General features: G+C 58.2%; 18 protein-coding genes. 7 read left to right on the forward strand and 11 right to left on the reverse strand.

Going from position 1 to position 15,785, the window contains the following annotated elements; all coding sequences use genetic code 11:
- Positions 1–197 precede the first annotated feature (197 nt).
- Positions 198–1,301: a 3-isopropylmalate dehydrogenase gene (gene leuB, locus AC2FFF_RS15925; RefSeq protein WP_142638396.1), complete on the reverse strand. Its 1,104-nt coding sequence runs from the start codon at positions 1,299–1,301 to the stop codon at positions 198–200.
- 141 nt (positions 1,302–1,442) lie between these two features.
- Positions 1,443–2,336 (reverse strand): LysR family transcriptional regulator, encoded by an 894-nt coding sequence (locus AC2FFF_RS15930; protein WP_271950922.1) that lies wholly within the window; start codon positions 2,334–2,336, stop codon positions 1,443–1,445.
- 86 nt (positions 2,337–2,422) lie between these two features.
- On the opposite strand from AC2FFF_RS15930, the gene AC2FFF_RS15935 reads away from it, so the two are divergent.
- Positions 2,423–3,322: a sugar nucleotide-binding protein gene (locus tag AC2FFF_RS15935; RefSeq protein WP_281973547.1), complete on the forward strand. Its 900-nt coding sequence runs from the start codon at positions 2,423–2,425 to the stop codon at positions 3,320–3,322.
- Positions 3,323–3,328: 6 nt separating this feature from the next.
- Here the strand turns inward: AC2FFF_RS15935 and AC2FFF_RS15940 are convergent, their stop codons facing one another.
- The 6 genes from AC2FFF_RS15940 to AC2FFF_RS15965 all read right to left on the reverse strand — a co-directional run bounded on the left by AC2FFF_RS15940 (position 3,329) and on the right by AC2FFF_RS15965 (position 8,341).
- Complete coding sequence (locus AC2FFF_RS15940) at positions 3,329–4,357, reverse strand: endonuclease/exonuclease/phosphatase family protein (RefSeq protein WP_271950918.1); 1,029 nt, start codon at positions 4,355–4,357, stop codon at positions 3,329–3,331.
- A complete protein-coding gene (locus AC2FFF_RS15945; RefSeq protein ID WP_142638388.1) occupies positions 4,354–5,184 on the reverse strand; it encodes a hypothetical protein in 831 nt (276 codons plus the stop codon). The genes AC2FFF_RS15940 and AC2FFF_RS15945 overlap by 4 nt, the downstream gene beginning before the upstream one ends.
- A gap of 362 nt (positions 5,185–5,546) precedes the next feature.
- Positions 5,547–6,152, reverse strand: coding sequence for a 3-isopropylmalate dehydratase small subunit (gene leuD / locus AC2FFF_RS15950; RefSeq protein WP_142638386.1), 606 nt, complete (start codon positions 6,150–6,152; stop codon positions 5,547–5,549).
- 42 nt (positions 6,153–6,194) lie between these two features.
- The gene (locus AC2FFF_RS15955) at positions 6,195–6,749 is read right to left on the reverse strand and encodes an HdeD family acid-resistance protein (RefSeq protein ID WP_271950915.1); all 555 of its coding nucleotides are present in this window, start codon (positions 6,747–6,749) and stop codon (positions 6,195–6,197) included.
- Positions 6,750–6,786: 37 nt separating this feature from the next.
- Positions 6,787–8,190, reverse strand: a complete 1,404-nt coding sequence (leuC, locus tag AC2FFF_RS15960; protein WP_496697309.1) for a 3-isopropylmalate dehydratase large subunit — start codon at positions 8,188–8,190, stop codon at positions 6,787–6,789.
- A gap of 52 nt (positions 8,191–8,242) precedes the next feature.
- Complete coding sequence (locus AC2FFF_RS15965; RefSeq protein WP_271950909.1) at positions 8,243–8,341, reverse strand: isopropylmalate isomerase; 99 nt, start codon at positions 8,339–8,341, stop codon at positions 8,243–8,245.
- Positions 8,342–8,443: 102 nt separating this feature from the next.
- Between AC2FFF_RS15965 and AC2FFF_RS15970 the strand changes: the two genes are divergently transcribed.
- The 4 genes from AC2FFF_RS15970 (at position 8,444) to AC2FFF_RS15985 (ending at position 11,322) form a co-directional block, all read left to right on the forward strand.
- Positions 8,444–9,796 (forward strand): mechanosensitive ion channel family protein, encoded by a 1,353-nt coding sequence (locus AC2FFF_RS15970; protein WP_142638378.1) that lies wholly within the window; start codon positions 8,444–8,446, stop codon positions 9,794–9,796.
- Positions 9,797–9,957: 161 nt separating this feature from the next.
- Positions 9,958–10,320: a ribosome silencing factor gene (rsfS, locus tag AC2FFF_RS15975; RefSeq protein ID WP_142638376.1), complete on the forward strand. Its 363-nt coding sequence runs from the start codon at positions 9,958–9,960 to the stop codon at positions 10,318–10,320.
- Positions 10,321–10,364: 44 nt separating this feature from the next.
- A complete protein-coding gene (gene rlmH, locus AC2FFF_RS15980; protein ID WP_271950900.1) occupies positions 10,365–10,835 on the forward strand; it encodes a 23S rRNA (pseudouridine(1915)-N(3))-methyltransferase RlmH in 471 nt (156 codons plus the stop codon).
- 1 nt (position 10,836) lies between these two features.
- A complete protein-coding gene (locus AC2FFF_RS15985) occupies positions 10,837–11,322 on the forward strand; it encodes a flavodoxin family protein (RefSeq protein ID WP_271950897.1) in 486 nt (161 codons plus the stop codon).
- A 2-nt stretch (positions 11,323–11,324) separates the two neighbouring features.
- On the opposite strand, the gene AC2FFF_RS15990 is transcribed toward AC2FFF_RS15985, so the two are convergent.
- The 3 genes from AC2FFF_RS15990 to AC2FFF_RS16000 all read right to left on the reverse strand — a co-directional run bounded on the left by AC2FFF_RS15990 (position 11,325) and on the right by AC2FFF_RS16000 (position 13,132).
- The gene (locus tag AC2FFF_RS15990; RefSeq protein ID WP_142638371.1) at positions 11,325–11,672 is read right to left on the reverse strand and encodes a hypothetical protein; all 348 of its coding nucleotides are present in this window, start codon (positions 11,670–11,672) and stop codon (positions 11,325–11,327) included.
- Between the two features lie 190 nt (positions 11,673–11,862).
- Positions 11,863–11,997 carry a hypothetical protein gene (locus AC2FFF_RS15995; RefSeq protein ID WP_271950893.1) on the reverse strand — a complete coding sequence of 45 codons (135 nt, stop codon included), beginning with the start codon at positions 11,995–11,997 and terminating at the stop codon, positions 11,863–11,865.
- Positions 11,998–12,421: 424 nt separating this feature from the next.
- Positions 12,422–13,132: a DUF599 domain-containing protein gene (locus AC2FFF_RS16000; RefSeq protein ID WP_142638369.1), complete on the reverse strand. Its 711-nt coding sequence runs from the start codon at positions 13,130–13,132 to the stop codon at positions 12,422–12,424.
- A gap of 82 nt (positions 13,133–13,214) precedes the next feature.
- On the opposite strand from AC2FFF_RS16000, the gene AC2FFF_RS16005 reads away from it, so the two are divergent.
- Together AC2FFF_RS16005 and AC2FFF_RS16010 are read left to right on the forward strand one after the other, a co-directional pair.
- Complete coding sequence (locus AC2FFF_RS16005) at positions 13,215–14,663, forward strand: FAD-linked oxidase C-terminal domain-containing protein (protein WP_281973549.1); 1,449 nt, start codon at positions 13,215–13,217, stop codon at positions 14,661–14,663.
- A 21-nt stretch (positions 14,664–14,684) separates the two neighbouring features.
- The gene (locus AC2FFF_RS16010; RefSeq protein ID WP_281973550.1) at positions 14,685–15,785 is read left to right on the forward strand and encodes an FAD-binding protein; all 1,101 of its coding nucleotides are present in this window, start codon (positions 14,685–14,687) and stop codon (positions 15,783–15,785) included.

Raw genomic sequence — 15,785 nt, forward strand, 5'->3', positions numbered from 1 at the left:
AGACATCTGAACGAAATCAAACCGATACCTCAAACAAGCCTGCCGAAATCAACGACTTTTTCAACGAAATCAGCTCAAAGCAGACTAACGTCGTCCGTGGCAAGGGCCCGAGCAAACTACGTGCCAGTGATCCACACCTTCGGCTATAGATGGGCGGCGCATCTGGCGCCGCCTCTATTTTCGGGTGTGACCTCTGATCAGAGGCTGTCGTCCAGCGCCGCCAGAATCGCGTCGCCCATTTCCGTGGTGGATACCGGCGTGACCCCTTCGTCGGCCAGCAGGTCGCCGGTGCGGACACCATCGGCCAGGACTTTTTCGATCGCGGCTTCCAGTCGGTCAGCCTCGGCCCCCTGATCGAAGCTGTAGCGCAGTGCCATGGCAAAGCTCAGGATACAGGCGATGGGGTTGGCCTTGCCCTGACCGGCGATATCGGGTGCGGAACCGTGGACCGGCTCGTACATCGCCTTGGGGCGGCCGTTGGCCATTGGTGAGCCCAGGGAGGCGGACGGCAGCATGCCCAGTGAACCGGTCAGCATCGCGGCACAGTCGGACAAGATGTCGCCAAACAAGTTGTCGGTGACGATCACATCAAACTGCTTGGGCGCACGCACCAGCTGCATCGCGCCATTGTCGGCATACATGTGGCTCAGCTCGACCTCGGGATAGTCCTGAGCGACCCGGTTTACGACTTCGCGCCATAGAATGCCGGATTCCATGACATTGGCCTTTTCCATCGAGCATAGTTTCTTGTTCCGGCGCATCGCCAGCTCAAAAGCCGAGCGTGCGGCGCGTTCGATCTCAGATTCGGTATAGCGCTGGGTGTTGATGCCGACGCGTTCATTGCCTTCCTCGAAGATGCCGCGCGGCTCACCGAAATAGACGCCCGAGGTCAGCTCGCGCACGATCATGATATCCAGACCGGCAACGATGTCTTTCTTCAGCGACGAGAAATCCGCCAGCGCGTCAAAGCATTGTGCCGGGCGCAGGTTCGAATACAGGTCCATCTCTTTGCGCAGCCGCAGCAAGCCGCGCTCGGGCTTGAGACTGAAATCCAGATCGTCGTATTTGGGTCCACCAACAGCACCCAGCAGAACTGCGTCCGCCTCCTGCGCCTTGGCCATGGTTTCGTCCGAGAGCGGTTTGCCATGGGCGTCATAGGCGGCACCGCCGACCAGATCCTCGCTCACGTCGAATTCCAGGCCGCGTTTCGCACCGAACCAGTCGATGATACGGCGCACTTCGGCCATGACTTCGGGGCCAATTCCGTCTCCGGGCAGGATGAGGAGCGAGGGGTTGGACATGAAGGATCTCCTTGCGTTTGACAGCAAAGGCCCTAGCGCCTGCGCCGCATCGGGTCAATGAGACGAACCGGCCTAAACGCAGGTTCTGCACGGGAAATCGGGTTTCCGTGCCCTTGCTACGTCACGGATAGTGTGAATCAGTCAGAGATCGGCCTTTATCCCTTCGGCCAACATATCCCAGACTCGTCGGATTCGTGTCGTTTGCCGCATCGCCTGCGGTGCGGCAAGCCAAACCGGCAGCGCAGGGATTTCGACGTTTATGTCCAAAACCTCTACCTCTGGGTCGGCCTCGGCAACTCTCACGGCGCTAAAACCGATACCGCAGCCCGCGCGGACCAGTTCCCAATAGGCAGTCTGAAAGTCGCAGCGTGTGGCAAAGTTGTCCCGGTTCACGGGCCAGCCCATTTCGCGCATGCCGATAATGATCTGCTCGTTCGCATCAAACCCGACAAGGTCATGACTCAACAGATCGTCGCTAGAATTGGGGCGGCCGGCACGATCCAGATAGGACCTGCTTGCGCAGAAGCACAGTCTGATTTCACCCAGATGTTTCGTGATGATGTCCATCTGTTCCGGCCGAAACATCCGCACTGCGATATCGGCCTCGCGGTAGAGCAGGTTCTCGGTGGCATCGGTGGCGACCAGTTCCAGTTGTATCGCGGGTTCTGCTGCCCGTATTTGGGCCAGAATCGGCGGCAGCAGGTGATGAGAGGCAAAGACCGACGCGGTGATGCGCACCGACCCTTCCAATTCCTGAGACTGGCCTGCGGCCGTTAGGCTGAACGCGTTCATGGCTACGTGCATCTGTTGCGCCATCGGGAAAAGCTGCGCTCCGACTTCACTTAGCTTCAAGCCCCGCGCATGCCTGTCAAACAGCGAGACGCCAAGCTCATCCTCAAGTGCGTGGATCTGGCGACCCAGCGTGGGCTGGCTGCGGTTCAACTGCCGGGCAGCGGCAGACAAAGATCCGGTTTCCGCTACGGCCAGAAAGCTCTGGATCAGAGACCAGTCAGAGTGGGTGATAGATTTGTCCATTCAAAAATGAATACACGTTCTGCGTTTGGCGGCAATTCCTGAATTGAACTGAATGGCTCATATTAGATGGACAAGAGGAGGCTTATATGACGGGAACAGTCCTTATTCTGGGTGCGACGGGTCGGTTTGGACGCAATGCCGCAATAGCTTTTCGCGAGGCGGGCTGGACCGTACACTGCTTTGATCGCAAGACGCAGGACCTGAAGCGATCTGTCGAAGGGGTGGATGTTGTCGTCAATGCCTGGAATCCGGCCTATCCGGACTGGGCGCGACAAGTCCCCGAACTGCATCGTGACGTGATCAATGCGGCAGCGGATCACGGTGCAACTGTGATCCTTCCCGGCAATGTCTATGTTTTTGGCGCGCAAACGCCGGGGCCATGGTCGGGTGCAACACCGCATGCGGCGCAAAATCCCCTGGGCAGGATCCGGGTTGAGATGGAAGAAGCCTATCGAAAATCCTCGGTAAGAACGATTCTTCTCAGGGCAGGTGATTTCATTGACACTTGCGTCTCGGGGAACTGGTTCGATCAGGTCATGATCAAGCCTTTGGCACGCGGCAAGATGGTTTATCCCGGTCGCCCGGATATCCCACACGCCTGGGCCTATCTGCCCGACCTCACCCGAGCGGCCGTTGCGTTGGCTGATATCCGCCAGGACCTTCCCCGGTTCTGCGAGGTTCCTTATGCCGGGTTTACCCTGACCGGCCGGGATATTGCGCAATCCTTGTCGCGGGTGACCGGTGCCGAAATAGCCGTCAGCCCCATGAAATGGTGGCCGATTCAGGCACTGCGGCCTTTCTGGAAGTTGGCGCCACATCTGGTTGAGATGCGCTATCTATGGGATCTGCCGCATAGTTTGGACGGCGCATTCTTTGACGAACTTATTCCTGGATTTCAGACGACCGACTTGGACGCGGCGATGGCTTCTGCGATCCCGAAAACAGCCAAGCAGAAAGCGACTTTGGTCAGAACTGCCCGGGCCTGACCAGCGTTAGCGATGTCCCAGGTCCACCCAGACAAGCCGGTGCCGGCTGGCCTGTTCGGCGATTGCGCGCAGGTCTGCGCCCGTGTCGGGCCAAAAGATGCCCGCATCCACAACGCGTAGATCTGCCGAGGGCAGAACGTAATCTACCCGCATTTCTCCGACGGCTTTCCACTCAACCGTGGCCAATGCCCCCGAGGGGGTGGCAGGCTTTGCATCCTGCAACCGCGGGTCTGCCAGCAAGCCCTGGATAGCCTCTTTCCGGCCTTCCCCGCGCGTGGGATCCAGATTTGCATCCCCAGCAATCACGAAAGGCCCGAGTGGGGCAGGGCCTAGAGCACCGTCCAGCACAGCGTTCCACAAGCGAATTTCGTCACGATTGCGCAACCCGTTCCGGTCCTCGGGTCCGTCGAAAACGGGCGGGGTCGCGTGAAATGTCATCAGGTTCAGGTGGCCGATCGGGGACTCGATTGGTACGATCCAATGTGCCACCGAGGACAGTCGCTGAATGCGCTGGGCGGCTTCAGAGGGAAATGGCGTGCCATCGACCGTCGGCAGATCAGCCCCCGGCAGGTCGCGCCACAGTACTCCCGAGAAATCCTGCATGTCGTCATGGCCTATGGGAAACCGGGACAGAATGGCCAGCCCGCCCTGACCGGTGAACTCGCCATAGCCCTGGGAATCTCTTGGTCCATTGGCCTGCCCGTCCCCGTCCAGATCCAGGCTGGTTTCCATTCCTGAATTAGGCTTGGCGGTAAAGTGATAGGGATAGTCCAGCCCCTCGTTGCGCAGCGCCTCACCGAATGCGGTCAGCGTTTCGCCATTGAGATCCCAGTCGATGCCCTGCAAGGCAACGATATCGGGTTGGGTTTCCAACAACACCCGCATCACAGCGCGAACCTGTGCATCCCCGCGCCGGATATCGCGCAGCAGAATGCCCGGTCCTTTACGGCTGAGTTCGGTGTTGAAGGTGGCTATGCGTATCGTCTCTGCCTGTGCCGCGAATGGCAGCAAAAGCAGCAGAAAAATGCGAATCATGCGGTCTGTGTTGATTCAGTCGTAGAATAGGCGCGGCGTTTTTCGACAATCAGGTTTGCAATGCGCAGTGTCGCCATTCCTCGCATGATCATGCTAGCAGGCAGAAAGGCCCAAGCGCTCAACGTCCAGATCAGCGTCTGGGGGCTGTTCAGCGAGATCGGGCTCACATAATCGGTCAGGATCTTGATCAGAGCCGGGATTACAAACGGCAGCAGGACGCCGATCGAGATGTTCAACCGTCCATCACGCTGCAGACGGGTAACGACATCGCCACCCTTGGTCGGATCGAACAGCGGCAGATTGGTCCAGACGTTGAAGGCTCCGTTTCCGGTGGGCCAACCACGCATTTTCACCGCGTAGTAGAAACTGGCGATTGTGACCATAGCTGCGACATAGGCCACACTGGCAGCGATACGAACAAGTTCGATCAGCGGCGCGCTTGCGTTGACAGGCAGCATCAACACGATCAGACGCACGGGTGAATAGGGGAAATCGACCACATTGGCGACGCCCAACCCGATCACATAAAAACCTGAGGTTAATTCTGTCGGCGAATAGGCGTTTTTGCAGATCAGCGTCAGGAAAGCGACCATCGAAACCAGCCCAACAAAGCGCAGGCGGTTCACCGGTGGTGCGTCGCGAAATTCAATAAAGCTTGGGAAGGCCGAATTATATTCGGCGAAGGTCAGGAAAAACGCGAGAATGGCGAGAAAGACGACAATCTCGGTCCCATTCGTTGATGATACGGGCAAGTACAACGCGGGTGTCAGCACCAAAAGTGCAACCAATATTCCCCGAATTGCCGCCCCTGTTGTGCGCGCAATCACTATCCGAACCCTTTCAAACAGGATTAGCCGATTCTTTGCCGACTTCATTCCAACTTGTGCCTGCCACGTTACCGTTGCAGCAGATGTCATCTCTCACCAATGTTTTGCCTTGGTGGGTGCCTGTACCCGCCGACATTGGCGATAAGCGACATTTCGCTCAAGCCAGGTGGCAGAAAACACTCAATTTTGGGCAAAATGATGGCGCAACTGGTGCGGGATTGCATCATTTTTGACGCAAATCCGACGTGTGTTTCAAGTCGAGACCTATATGTAGTGGTTTCGCCGTTCAGAACCCCAAGAAGGCGAATGGGGACGCCGTGGCGTCCCCATAAAGTTGAGTATCAACAGATTCGTTCCCAGAATCACACCCAGGGGCGTGCCTGGCCCGCATGATCCTCGAACTTCTCGATGTGATGGTCTTTTTCCATCGTCAGGCCAATATCGTCCAGACCGTTCAGCAGGCAGTGCTTACGATGAGAATCCACCTCGAATTCGATCACGACACCATCGGATGTGGTGATCTGCTGATCTTCCAGATGCACGGTCATGCGGGCGTTTTCGCCTCTATGCGCGTCTTCCATCAGAACCGCATGATGTTCTTCCTCGACCACGATGGGCAGGATGCCGTTCTTGAAGCAGTTGTTGAAGAAGATGTCGGCAAAGCTGGTCGAGATCACAACCTTGATGCCGAAATCCTTGATCGCCCAGGGCGCGTGTTCGCGCGATGAGCCGCAGCCGAAATTGTCGCCGGCCACCAGAATCTCGGTTTGCCGATAAGCGGGTTTGTTCAGAATGAACTCTTCATTCTCACCGCCGTGATCATGATAGCGCATCTCGTCAAACAGTACGACGCCAAGGCCGGATCGTTTGATCGTTTTCAGGTGCACTTTCGGAATGATCATATCGGTGTCGATATTGATCAATGGCATCGGGGCGGCCACCCCGTGGACTTTGTCAAACTTTTCCATGTCTACACTCCTGCGGGGGAGAGCCGCGCCCATGCCCCGCGTTTAAGCTTGTTTCGCTTCAGTTGTTTCGCCTTTGGGTGCGTCTTTGATGAAGAGCGCCATGAACACCAGGCCCAGACCGTTGAACACCATCTCGATCCCCAGCAGGATGCCGAGCAGTTGCAACAGCACGACAGGATCGGTTGCTGCGAACCGCCAGATGAGCATCGCCAGAACAATCGACATCACGCCCGAGATCAGTGTCGCCCAGAAATACTGCGTACCTTTCATCTGGAACGACAAAATGACCCGCGCGATACCGCCTGCCATGAACAGGATCAGGCAGACCGTCGCCAGCGTCACGGTGCCCTGCAGCGGGTGATCCAGGAAGGACCAGCCCAGAAACAGCATCACCGCACCCATAATAAGCGACAGGATTTTGTTGCCGGTGCCCTCGACGGTGAACCCACCGACCACCTGCAATGCCCCTGAAATCAGCAGCAGTACGCCGGTCACCACCGTTACGGCAATCGACGCCACTGCAGGCGCGCCCAGCACAAAAAGGCCGAACACTATGGACAGAAGCCCCATCAGGAGCCATTTGATCCAGTCACTCATGTCTTAAATCCCTCAAATATCCAGTTACGAGGGCAGCTTACATCAACTCGCGGACGTCTGTCAGCCGTCCTGTGATTGCCGCCGCGGCAGCCATTGCGGGGCTCAGCAGGTGGGTGCGCCCGCCGCGGCCCTGACGGCCTTCGAAGTTGCGGTTCGAGGTCGCGGCGCAGCGCTCGCCCGGTTGCAACTGGTCGGGGTTCATCGCAAGGCACATGGAACATCCCGCCAGACGCCATTCGAACCCGGCCTCTTTGAAGATCTCGGCCAGACCTTCTTCCTCGGCCTGCGCGCGGACAAGGCCTGAACCGGGCACAACCATCGCCCGCATCCCGTCCTTGATCTTTTTGCCCTTCAGAATCTCGGCAGCGGCGCGCAGGTCCTCGATGCGGCCGTTCGTGCAGGACCCGATAAAGACGGTGTCGATTTCGACGTCGCTGAGCTTCTGACCGGCTTCCAGACCCATATATTCGATCGACCGGCGGGCCGCGTCGACTTTGCCGCCTTCGAAATCCTCGGGGTGAGGCACGGATGCAGTGATCGGCAGCACGTCCTCGGGGCTGGTGCCCCAGGTGACGACCGGCGCGATGTCTTCGCCGCGCAGGGTGATGACCTTGTCGAAATGCGCGTCTTCGTCGGTGAACAGCGTTTTCCACCAGTCCATCGCCGCTTCCCACTGGGCCCCTTTCGGCGCGTGTGGGCGGCCTTTGACATATTCGAACGTGGTCTCATCCGGGGCGATCAGGCCGGCGCGGGCGCCGCCTTCGATGGCCATGTTGCAGACGGTCATGCGGCCTTCCATCGACAGATTGCGGATCGCTTCGCCGCAATATTCGATGACATAGCCGGTGCCGCCGGCGGTACCGGTCTCGCCAATCACGGCCAGAGTGATATCCTTGGCGGTCACGCCCGGCTGCAGTGTGCCGGTGATTTCCACCTTCATGTTCTTGGATTTCTTCTGGATCAGGGTCTGCGTGGCCAGAACATGCTCGACCTCAGAGGTGCCGATGCCATGGGCCAGAGCACCAAACGCGCCATGGGTAGCGGTGTGGCTGTCGCCGCAAACAACGGTCATGCCGGGCAGGGTCCAGCCCTGTTCCGGGCCAACGATATGTACGATGCCCTGGCGAACGTCATTCACCGGGTAATAGTGAATGCCGAAATCCTTGGCGTTCTTGTCCAGTGCCTCGACCTGAATGCGCGATTCGGGGTTTTCGATGCCGTTCACGCGATCCGGCGTGGTGGGCACGTTGTGATCCGGTACCGCGATGGTCTTTTCCGGTGCGCGCACCGGGCGGCCGGCCATGCGCAGCCCTTCAAAGGCCTGCGGACTGGTCACTTCGTGAACCAGATGACGGTCGATATACAGCAGGCAGGTGCCATCATCGGCTTCGTGCGCGACATGGGCATCCCAGATCTTGTCATAGAGTGTTTTGGGGGACATCGGTCCTCTCCCGTATGTATTGAGATTTAGCTGGCGAGTGGCTGGACGCCGCTTATAGGCGGGCCAGAACCGTGCGGGCGGCCCCAAAGAACCGCTCACGCAGTCGCGTGCGGTCTTGCAACGTAGGTGCTGGGGTCAGATTGAGTCTCATGCGCATCAGATATATCGCGTCAGTCCGTCAATCAAGGCGCAATCCGGCGACGGGCTTGCATCATGCGTCAACGCTGTCCAAGCTGGCAAGCAGGAGACGTGCATGAACCCAGACCTGATACCCAGTTCGCTGTCTGATCTGTATCAGACCATGATCGAGGCCTTTTCCCTGCAATTCGATAGACTGGTCGATCTGGTCATTACACCGGGCTGGCGTCAACATCAGCTGGTCATCATCCTGGGTCTCTGGGCGCTGGCCTATGTGTTGAAGCTGGTTACGCAGGGCCGATGGGAGGCCTGGGCCCGTGCCCGCTCTGGTTGGCCCAAATGGCGGTTGCGCACGCTGATCCAGCTGATGCAACGTCTGACGCTTGTCTATTTCGTCACGCTGTCCTGGATGCTGTATCTGGTGATGCAGCAGATCACGTGGCCATCGCGCAGCTATATCATCGGGGTGGTGGCAACATTGGCGACCGCCTGGCTGGCGATTGCGCTAGTGGCCCGTCTGGTCCGAAACCGGACGTTGCGGCGAATTTTCAAATGGGCAATGTGGGCTTATGCGACGCTGATTGCGCTGAACTTGACCGATGACGTCGCTGGGTTTCTGGATGGGGTGGCGATCTCGATCGGGGATCTGCACCTCTCGGCGCTGGGCATCCTCAAGGCGCTTTTGCTGATTGGCGTGTTGTTGACGCTGGCCCGTCTTGGCACCGGTGCTGCTGAACGTGGCCTCAAACGCAATGACGATATCTCGCCGTCAATGCAGGTCTTGTTGGCCAAGGGATTACAGGTCGTCATCTATGGCGCCGTCTTCATGGCCGCCATTCGGACGCTGGGCTTTGATTTGACGGGTATTGCGCTGTTGTCGGGGGCCATTGGTGTCGGCATCGGCTTTGGTTTGCAGAAAGTGGTGTCGAATCTGATCTCGGGCATCATCATCCTGATGGATCGGTCGATCAAACCGGGTGATGTGATTTCGCTGGGCGACACGTTTGGCTGGATCAACGCGCTGGGCGCGCGCTATGTCTCGGTGGTAACGCGGGATGGGCGCGAATACCTGATCCCGAACGAGGATTTGATCACCAATCAGGTGGTGAACTGGTCGCATTCGGACCGGTTCGTACGGCTGGATCTGACATTTGGCACAAGTTACACGGATGACCCCCATAATGTGCGGGCAACGGCCATCCATGCGGTTAAATCTGTCGAGCGTGTGCTCAGTGGCAGCGGACATGACGCGGTCTGCCACATTACGGGGTTCGGCGACAGCAGCGTGGATTACGTGCTGCGATTCTGGATCAGCGATCCGACCAAAGGGCTGACCAATATACGGGGCAATGTCTATCTGGCGCTGTGGGACGCGTTTCAGGCCGAAGGCATCTCGATCCCATTCCCGCAGCGAGAGGTGCGCGTGCTGAATGACGACACGGATGCGCAACAGCTTGCCACCGACTAAGCAATCGTTGCGACCCTTTGGTCTGTGTTCATTGAAATGTTGCAATCTCCTTGCTACCTTATTAGTACCCCGGCGCCGGGATATCATGGCGCGCAGCAAAGGAGGACTATGTCCTGTCTCTACACACTCAGGCGGGTTTGCCCGCCGAAGATGGGGCCAATATGATGGCCCACTCTCAGTCAATCAGCGACAAGCTGCTTGAACGTATCCTTTCCTCACTTTCCGATGACAAGGCCGAAGACGTCGTGCAGATCAACCTGCAGGGCAAGTCGTCCGTCGCGGATCACATGGTCATTGCCTCGGGTCGGTCGACCCGTCAGGTCTCGGCCATGGCGGAAAAGCTGACGGATCGCATCAAGCAGGAATTCGGATTCACCTCGAAGGTCGAAGGCAAGGATGCTGGCGACTGGGTGCTGATCGATACGGGCGACGTGGTCGTTCATATCTTCCGCCCCGAAGTGCGTGAATTCTATCAGCTGGAAAAGATGTGGCAGCCTGCGGGCGGCAGCGCCTCGGCGAACTGAGGCGCTATCCCGGCCTGCATTAACGGGTCGGCGGCGAGAGAGATATGCGGATCAGCATAGTTGCGGTCGGGCGATTGCGCGCCGGACCCGAAAAGTCCCTGCTTGATGATTACCTGACCCGATTTGATCGGACCGGCCGCGCGCTGGGCCTTGGGCCTGCGCGGGTGATCGAGGTCGAAGACAAGAAAAACGCAGGGATTGGGGCCGAGGCCACATTGCTGCGCAAGGCGCTGCCCAAAGGCACCGTAATCTGCACGCTTGATGAACGGGGGCGGGTGATGTCCTCGCCCGATTTTGCCCAAAAGCTGGGCGGTTGGCGCGATGCGGGGCGGCAGGATCTGGCGCTGATCATTGGCGGTGCCGACGGAATAGCCCCTGATCTGCGCGCCGAAGCGGATTTCTCCATCTCTTTCGGGTCCATGGTCTGGCCCCACATGCTGGTCCGTGTGATGCTGGCCGAGCAACTTTATCGGGCCGCAACCATCCTGTCGGGCGGTCCCTATCACCGGGTCTGACATGGCGCAGCTATTGATCGTTTACCATTCACGCACCAGCGGCGCCCGGCAGATGGCCGAAGCTGCTGCCGAAGGTGCGCACGATGAGGCCGACACCGTTTTGAAGCCCGCAGAGCGGGCCGGACCCCAAGATCTGCTGGCCGCAGATGGCTATATCTTCTGCGCACCCGAAAACCTGGCGGCGATTTCGGGCGTGATGAAAGAGTTTTACGACCGCTGTTATTATCCGGTTCTTGGTCGCATCGAAGGTCGCCCCTATGCCCAGATGATCTGTGCCGGGTCAGACGGCGAAAACGCCGCGCGCCAGACGGCCCGGATCGCAACCGGTTGGCGGCTGAAAGAGGTCCAGCCCCCTCTGATCATATGCACCCACGCACAAACGCCCGAAGCAATCCTAGCCGAAAAGCGCATCCCCCAAGACGCGCTGCAGACATGCCGCGACTTGGGGCAGGCGATGGCCGCAGGGCTGGCGTTGGGCGTATTCTGAGGTCAGTTCAGCGGCACAACAATGGTTTCGTCTGCCCAGCCATCCACGCTGCAACGGGCCTGTATCTGGACCTGAGATGTACCATCAGGAATTGCCACCCCGCCCAGCGAGCGGGTAAAGGGCTGTTCCGTCTCATGCGGGTGATGCAACACACGCATCCCCAGCTCATTCCCGTCCATATCCAGCACACGCCAGCCATCGGCATAGTGATCCCATCCGGTGTCCGGATGCCGGATCGTCACGTCGAAACGCCAACTGCCACCGCTGGACGAGGCGTTGACCTGCTCGATCGTTGGCGGATCGGCTAGGGTGGGGCTGGCCAGAAAGGTGCAGAGAATCACATATCGCATGTTTCGACCCTAAACTCTTGGCGGTATAGAGCTTCGCTCTAATAGAATCAGCTCCCGGCCGAAGTCTATGGAATTGCCCACTGCAGCAAGGCTTATATTTGGAAGCATATTTTTAATGCAAGCTATGCAAGGTGAAACAGACAGTTATCGGAGCGTGTCTAGAGCACGAATTGAGCGTTCGATTCTCAAGCTACTGAGACCACTTGAACTTGCCAGTTTGTTTACCGTTCATGTCGTGAAAAGTACCCTTTCCACTGGGCTTGAACAAATAAACGACCCCGAATTCCTTGAAGACGACCTGCAGACCGTTCTTGGTCTTTGTCATCGGATTGTTTGCCGGCGAAGTATTAGTGTCTCGCAAGCACAAACCACTGTTGGATTTACAAGATACGATCTGCGGACTGTAAGGCCCTCCGTTCTTTGAGTGCCAGTCGGAAGTTACCGTAAGTCTGGACCCTGCCGCGATATCCTGAGCCAAGGCCGGTGACATCGAAGTCAACAAAGTTATTGCTATGCCTACGAACACTTTTTTCCTGGAACTATCTTTCTTTAAAAAATTTGAAGCATCTTGGCAGATTTGAGTTAACTGTCAAATCTTGTCGGCAAGGATAATGCTACTCGGCTGCTCAGGACTCAGATCGGACAATCGTTGCGTGTTGACCAAAAGCTCGCTTCGACCCACATGAAAACCTGCTGGCAAAAAGTAAGAACCAAGAGCCGGGCGTCAACGCCACGGCGATGGCATGGGGTCACGACTGCGTGTTGCCAACCTGCGCCATCAAGATCGCGCGGGATTGCGAGGCGAATTCGCGTCGGTAAAGCAGGCCTGCAGTGATAACTGTGCCGACGATCAACGCGAGTGGCCCCAGAAACCATGCAAGCAAGGCCAGTGCGAAATAGGTAGAGCGCAGCCCGCGGTTAAAGCTGCGGGCGGCGGTGACACAGATCTCGGCCGATTGCGTGGCGCGGGGATAGGCGATGGGATTTTCGGGCTCATTCGGGACCGCGGCCATCAGTACCGCGCAATAGCCGAACAGACGATGCGCCCAGACATATTTCAGAAAGGCATTGGCCAGCAGCAGGACGACGGCGAGTATCTTGATCTCCCACACCAGGGCTGGAAAGCTGCCGATGGCCAGATCACTGGCGACACCGGCCAGACGCTCGGTATTGCCCAGCAGGGCCAGGCCACCACCGATGGCAATCATCGTGGTCGAGGCAAAGAAGGTACTGCCTTGCCGCATCGTGGCCACGACCTGCGCGTCAAACATCCTTGGCTGGCGTGTGACCATCTCGCGCATCCAGTCGCGGCGATACTCATCCATCATCAAGGCCACTGACCGCTTCTTTGGCGACGGGTTTTCGATCATCCACCCAAGGCACAGCCAGGCCCCCATCATCAGCGTTATGGCGGCAAAATCCAAAGGGGCAAACAGAGCGGCGCGGTCAATCCAGGTCATGGCCGTGACAGTACTTCCGGAAGTCGGAACTTGCCATACTGACAAATTGGTAATATTATTTTACCAAACCAAGGAGCCTGCCATGGAAATGCCAAAGCCAAGCCCTGATGTCCTGCGTCGCAAAGATGCGGTGGTGGCGCGCCTGTCGGGGGTTCTGCCGGACGACGCGATCATTTATGACCCGGCCGAGACACGCGCCTATGAATGCGATGCTTTGACCGCCTATAGATGCCCGCCGATGCTGGCGGTTTTGCCTTCGACAACGCAGCAGGTCTCGGATATCTTGCGCATTTGCCATGACGAAGGCGTACCGGTGGTACCGCGCGGTGCAGGTACGTCGCTGGCCGGGGGCGCGCTGCCAACAGCTGATTGCGTCATACTGGGCGTGGCCCGGATGAACGACGTGCTGGAGGTTGATTATGACAACCGATTCATCAAGGTCCAGACTGGGCGCACCAACCTGAGCGTCACCGGCGCGGTCGAGGAAGAGGATTTCTTTTATGCCCCCGATCCATCGTCGCAACTGGCTTGCGCGATTGCGGGCAATATCGCGATGAATTCCGGCGGGGCGCATTGCCTGAAATACGGGGTGACCACGAACAACCTGCTGGGTGTGACCCTGGTAATGATGGATGGCAGCGTAGTCGAAATCGGTGGCGCTCATCTGGACGCGCCGGGTCTTGACCTGCTGGGGGTGATCTGCGGGTCCGAAGGGCAACTGGGCGTTGTCACCGAAGCGACCTTGCGCATCCTGCGCAAGCCAGAAGGCGCACGGCCCGTCCTGATGGGGTTTGATGACAATGAAATCGCAGGCCAATGCGTTTCGGACATCATCAAGTCCGGTATCTTGCCTGTCGCGATTGAGTTCATGGATCGCCTGTGCATTCAGACCTGCGAAAACTTTGCGCATGCCGGGTATCCGGAATGCGAAGCATTGTTGATTGTCGAGGTCGAAGGCTCGGAGGCCGAGATCGACAGCCAGCTGGCCAAGATTGTCGAGATTGCAAAACGCCACGATCCGGTCGAGCTGCGCGAGAGCCAGTCGGCGGATGAAAGCGCCCGGATCTGGTTGGGCCGCAAATCGGCCTTTGGCGCCATGGGGCAGATGAACGACTATATGTGCCTAGATGGGACCATCCCGGTATCGGCGCTGCCCGCCGTATTGCGCCGGATTGGTGAGCTGAGCGATGAGTTCGGCCTGCCGGTTGGAAATGTATTCCATGCCGGCGACGGGAACATGCACCCTTTGATCCTGTTTGATGCCAACAAACCCGGCGACCTCGAAAAATGTGAGGCGTTCGGTGCGGAAATCCTGAAACTTTGTGTGGATGAGGGCGGTTGCCTGACCGGCGAGCACGGTGTGGGAATCGAAAAGCGCGATCTGATGCATCATCAATATGCCCCTGCCGATCTTGAGGCGCAGATGGCGGTTAAAGATGTGTTCGATCCAGGATGGTTGCTGAACCCGGCTAAAGTGTTCCCGCTGGACGCCTCCGAACCGCGTCGCAACCCGCAAATAGCCGAAAAATAGGCTCTAACAAAGAGATATATGATGAAACCCACGTCCGAAACTGAACTGGCCCAGATGGTTGCCGGACTTACAGGCGCCGTGCGTATCACAGGCGGCGGCACTCGTGGCATTGCGGGTTCCGGCCAAGTGATTGAAACCTGCGGGATGACAGGCATCACACTGTATGAACCCGGCGCCTTAACGCTGGTTGCGCAGGCCGGAACACCGCTAGCCGAGGTTGAGGCCGCATTGGACGCCGAGGGCCAGCAACTGGCCTTTGAGCCGATGGACCATCGCAGCCTGTTGGGCACCCAAGGCGAGCCGACCATCGGCGGTGTGGTTGCCGCCAACATCTCGGGGCCGCGCCGCATTCAGGCAGGCGCATGTCGCGATTTCTTACTGGGGGTGCGATATGTCGATGGCACCGGGCAGGTGATCAAAAATGGCGGGCGGGTGATGAAGAATGTCACTGGCTATGATCTGGTCAAGCTGATCTGTGGGTCCTGGGGAAGGTTGGGCGTGCTGACCGAAGTGTCGCTGAAAGTCCTGCCCAAGCCGGAACACACAGCAACGCTGTCAGTGACCGTATCTAATGCAGAAGCAGCGATAAAAACGCTGTCCGCAGCGCTTAGATCTCCGTTCGAGGTCACTGGCGCAGCTTATGACCCGGAGTGCGAAAAAGCCTTTGTTAGGGTCGAAGGATTTGCGGACTCCGTCGCTTACAGAACCGAGAGGCTGACATCCGAACTGTCTGGGTTCGGCCAGATCGCAAATGTCGATGAACCGGCAACGCTGTGGACGGCGACCCGCGATGTTCACGCGTTCCGGGGCAAGGCTGGCGACGTGTGGCGTCTGTCTGTCACGCCCGGTGACGCCCCGATGATCGCGGCGCGGGCCGAGGCTGAACAGGTGTTCTACGACTGGGGCGGCGGTCTGATCTGGCTGCGCCTTCCTGCGGGGACCGATTTGCGGGCGCGACTTGGCACTTTTTCTGGTCATGCAACCCTTGTGCGCGGCGATGCGGAAACGGTCGAGCGGCTGGGCCGGTTCCAGCCTGAGAGTGTAGCTATACAGGCTCTAATAAAAGGCATTCGGGCGAAATTTGATCCCCGAGGGCTGTTTAACCCGGGGCTGATGGGGTAG

The organism is Ruegeria sp. YTSA226 (assembly GCF_059609905.1).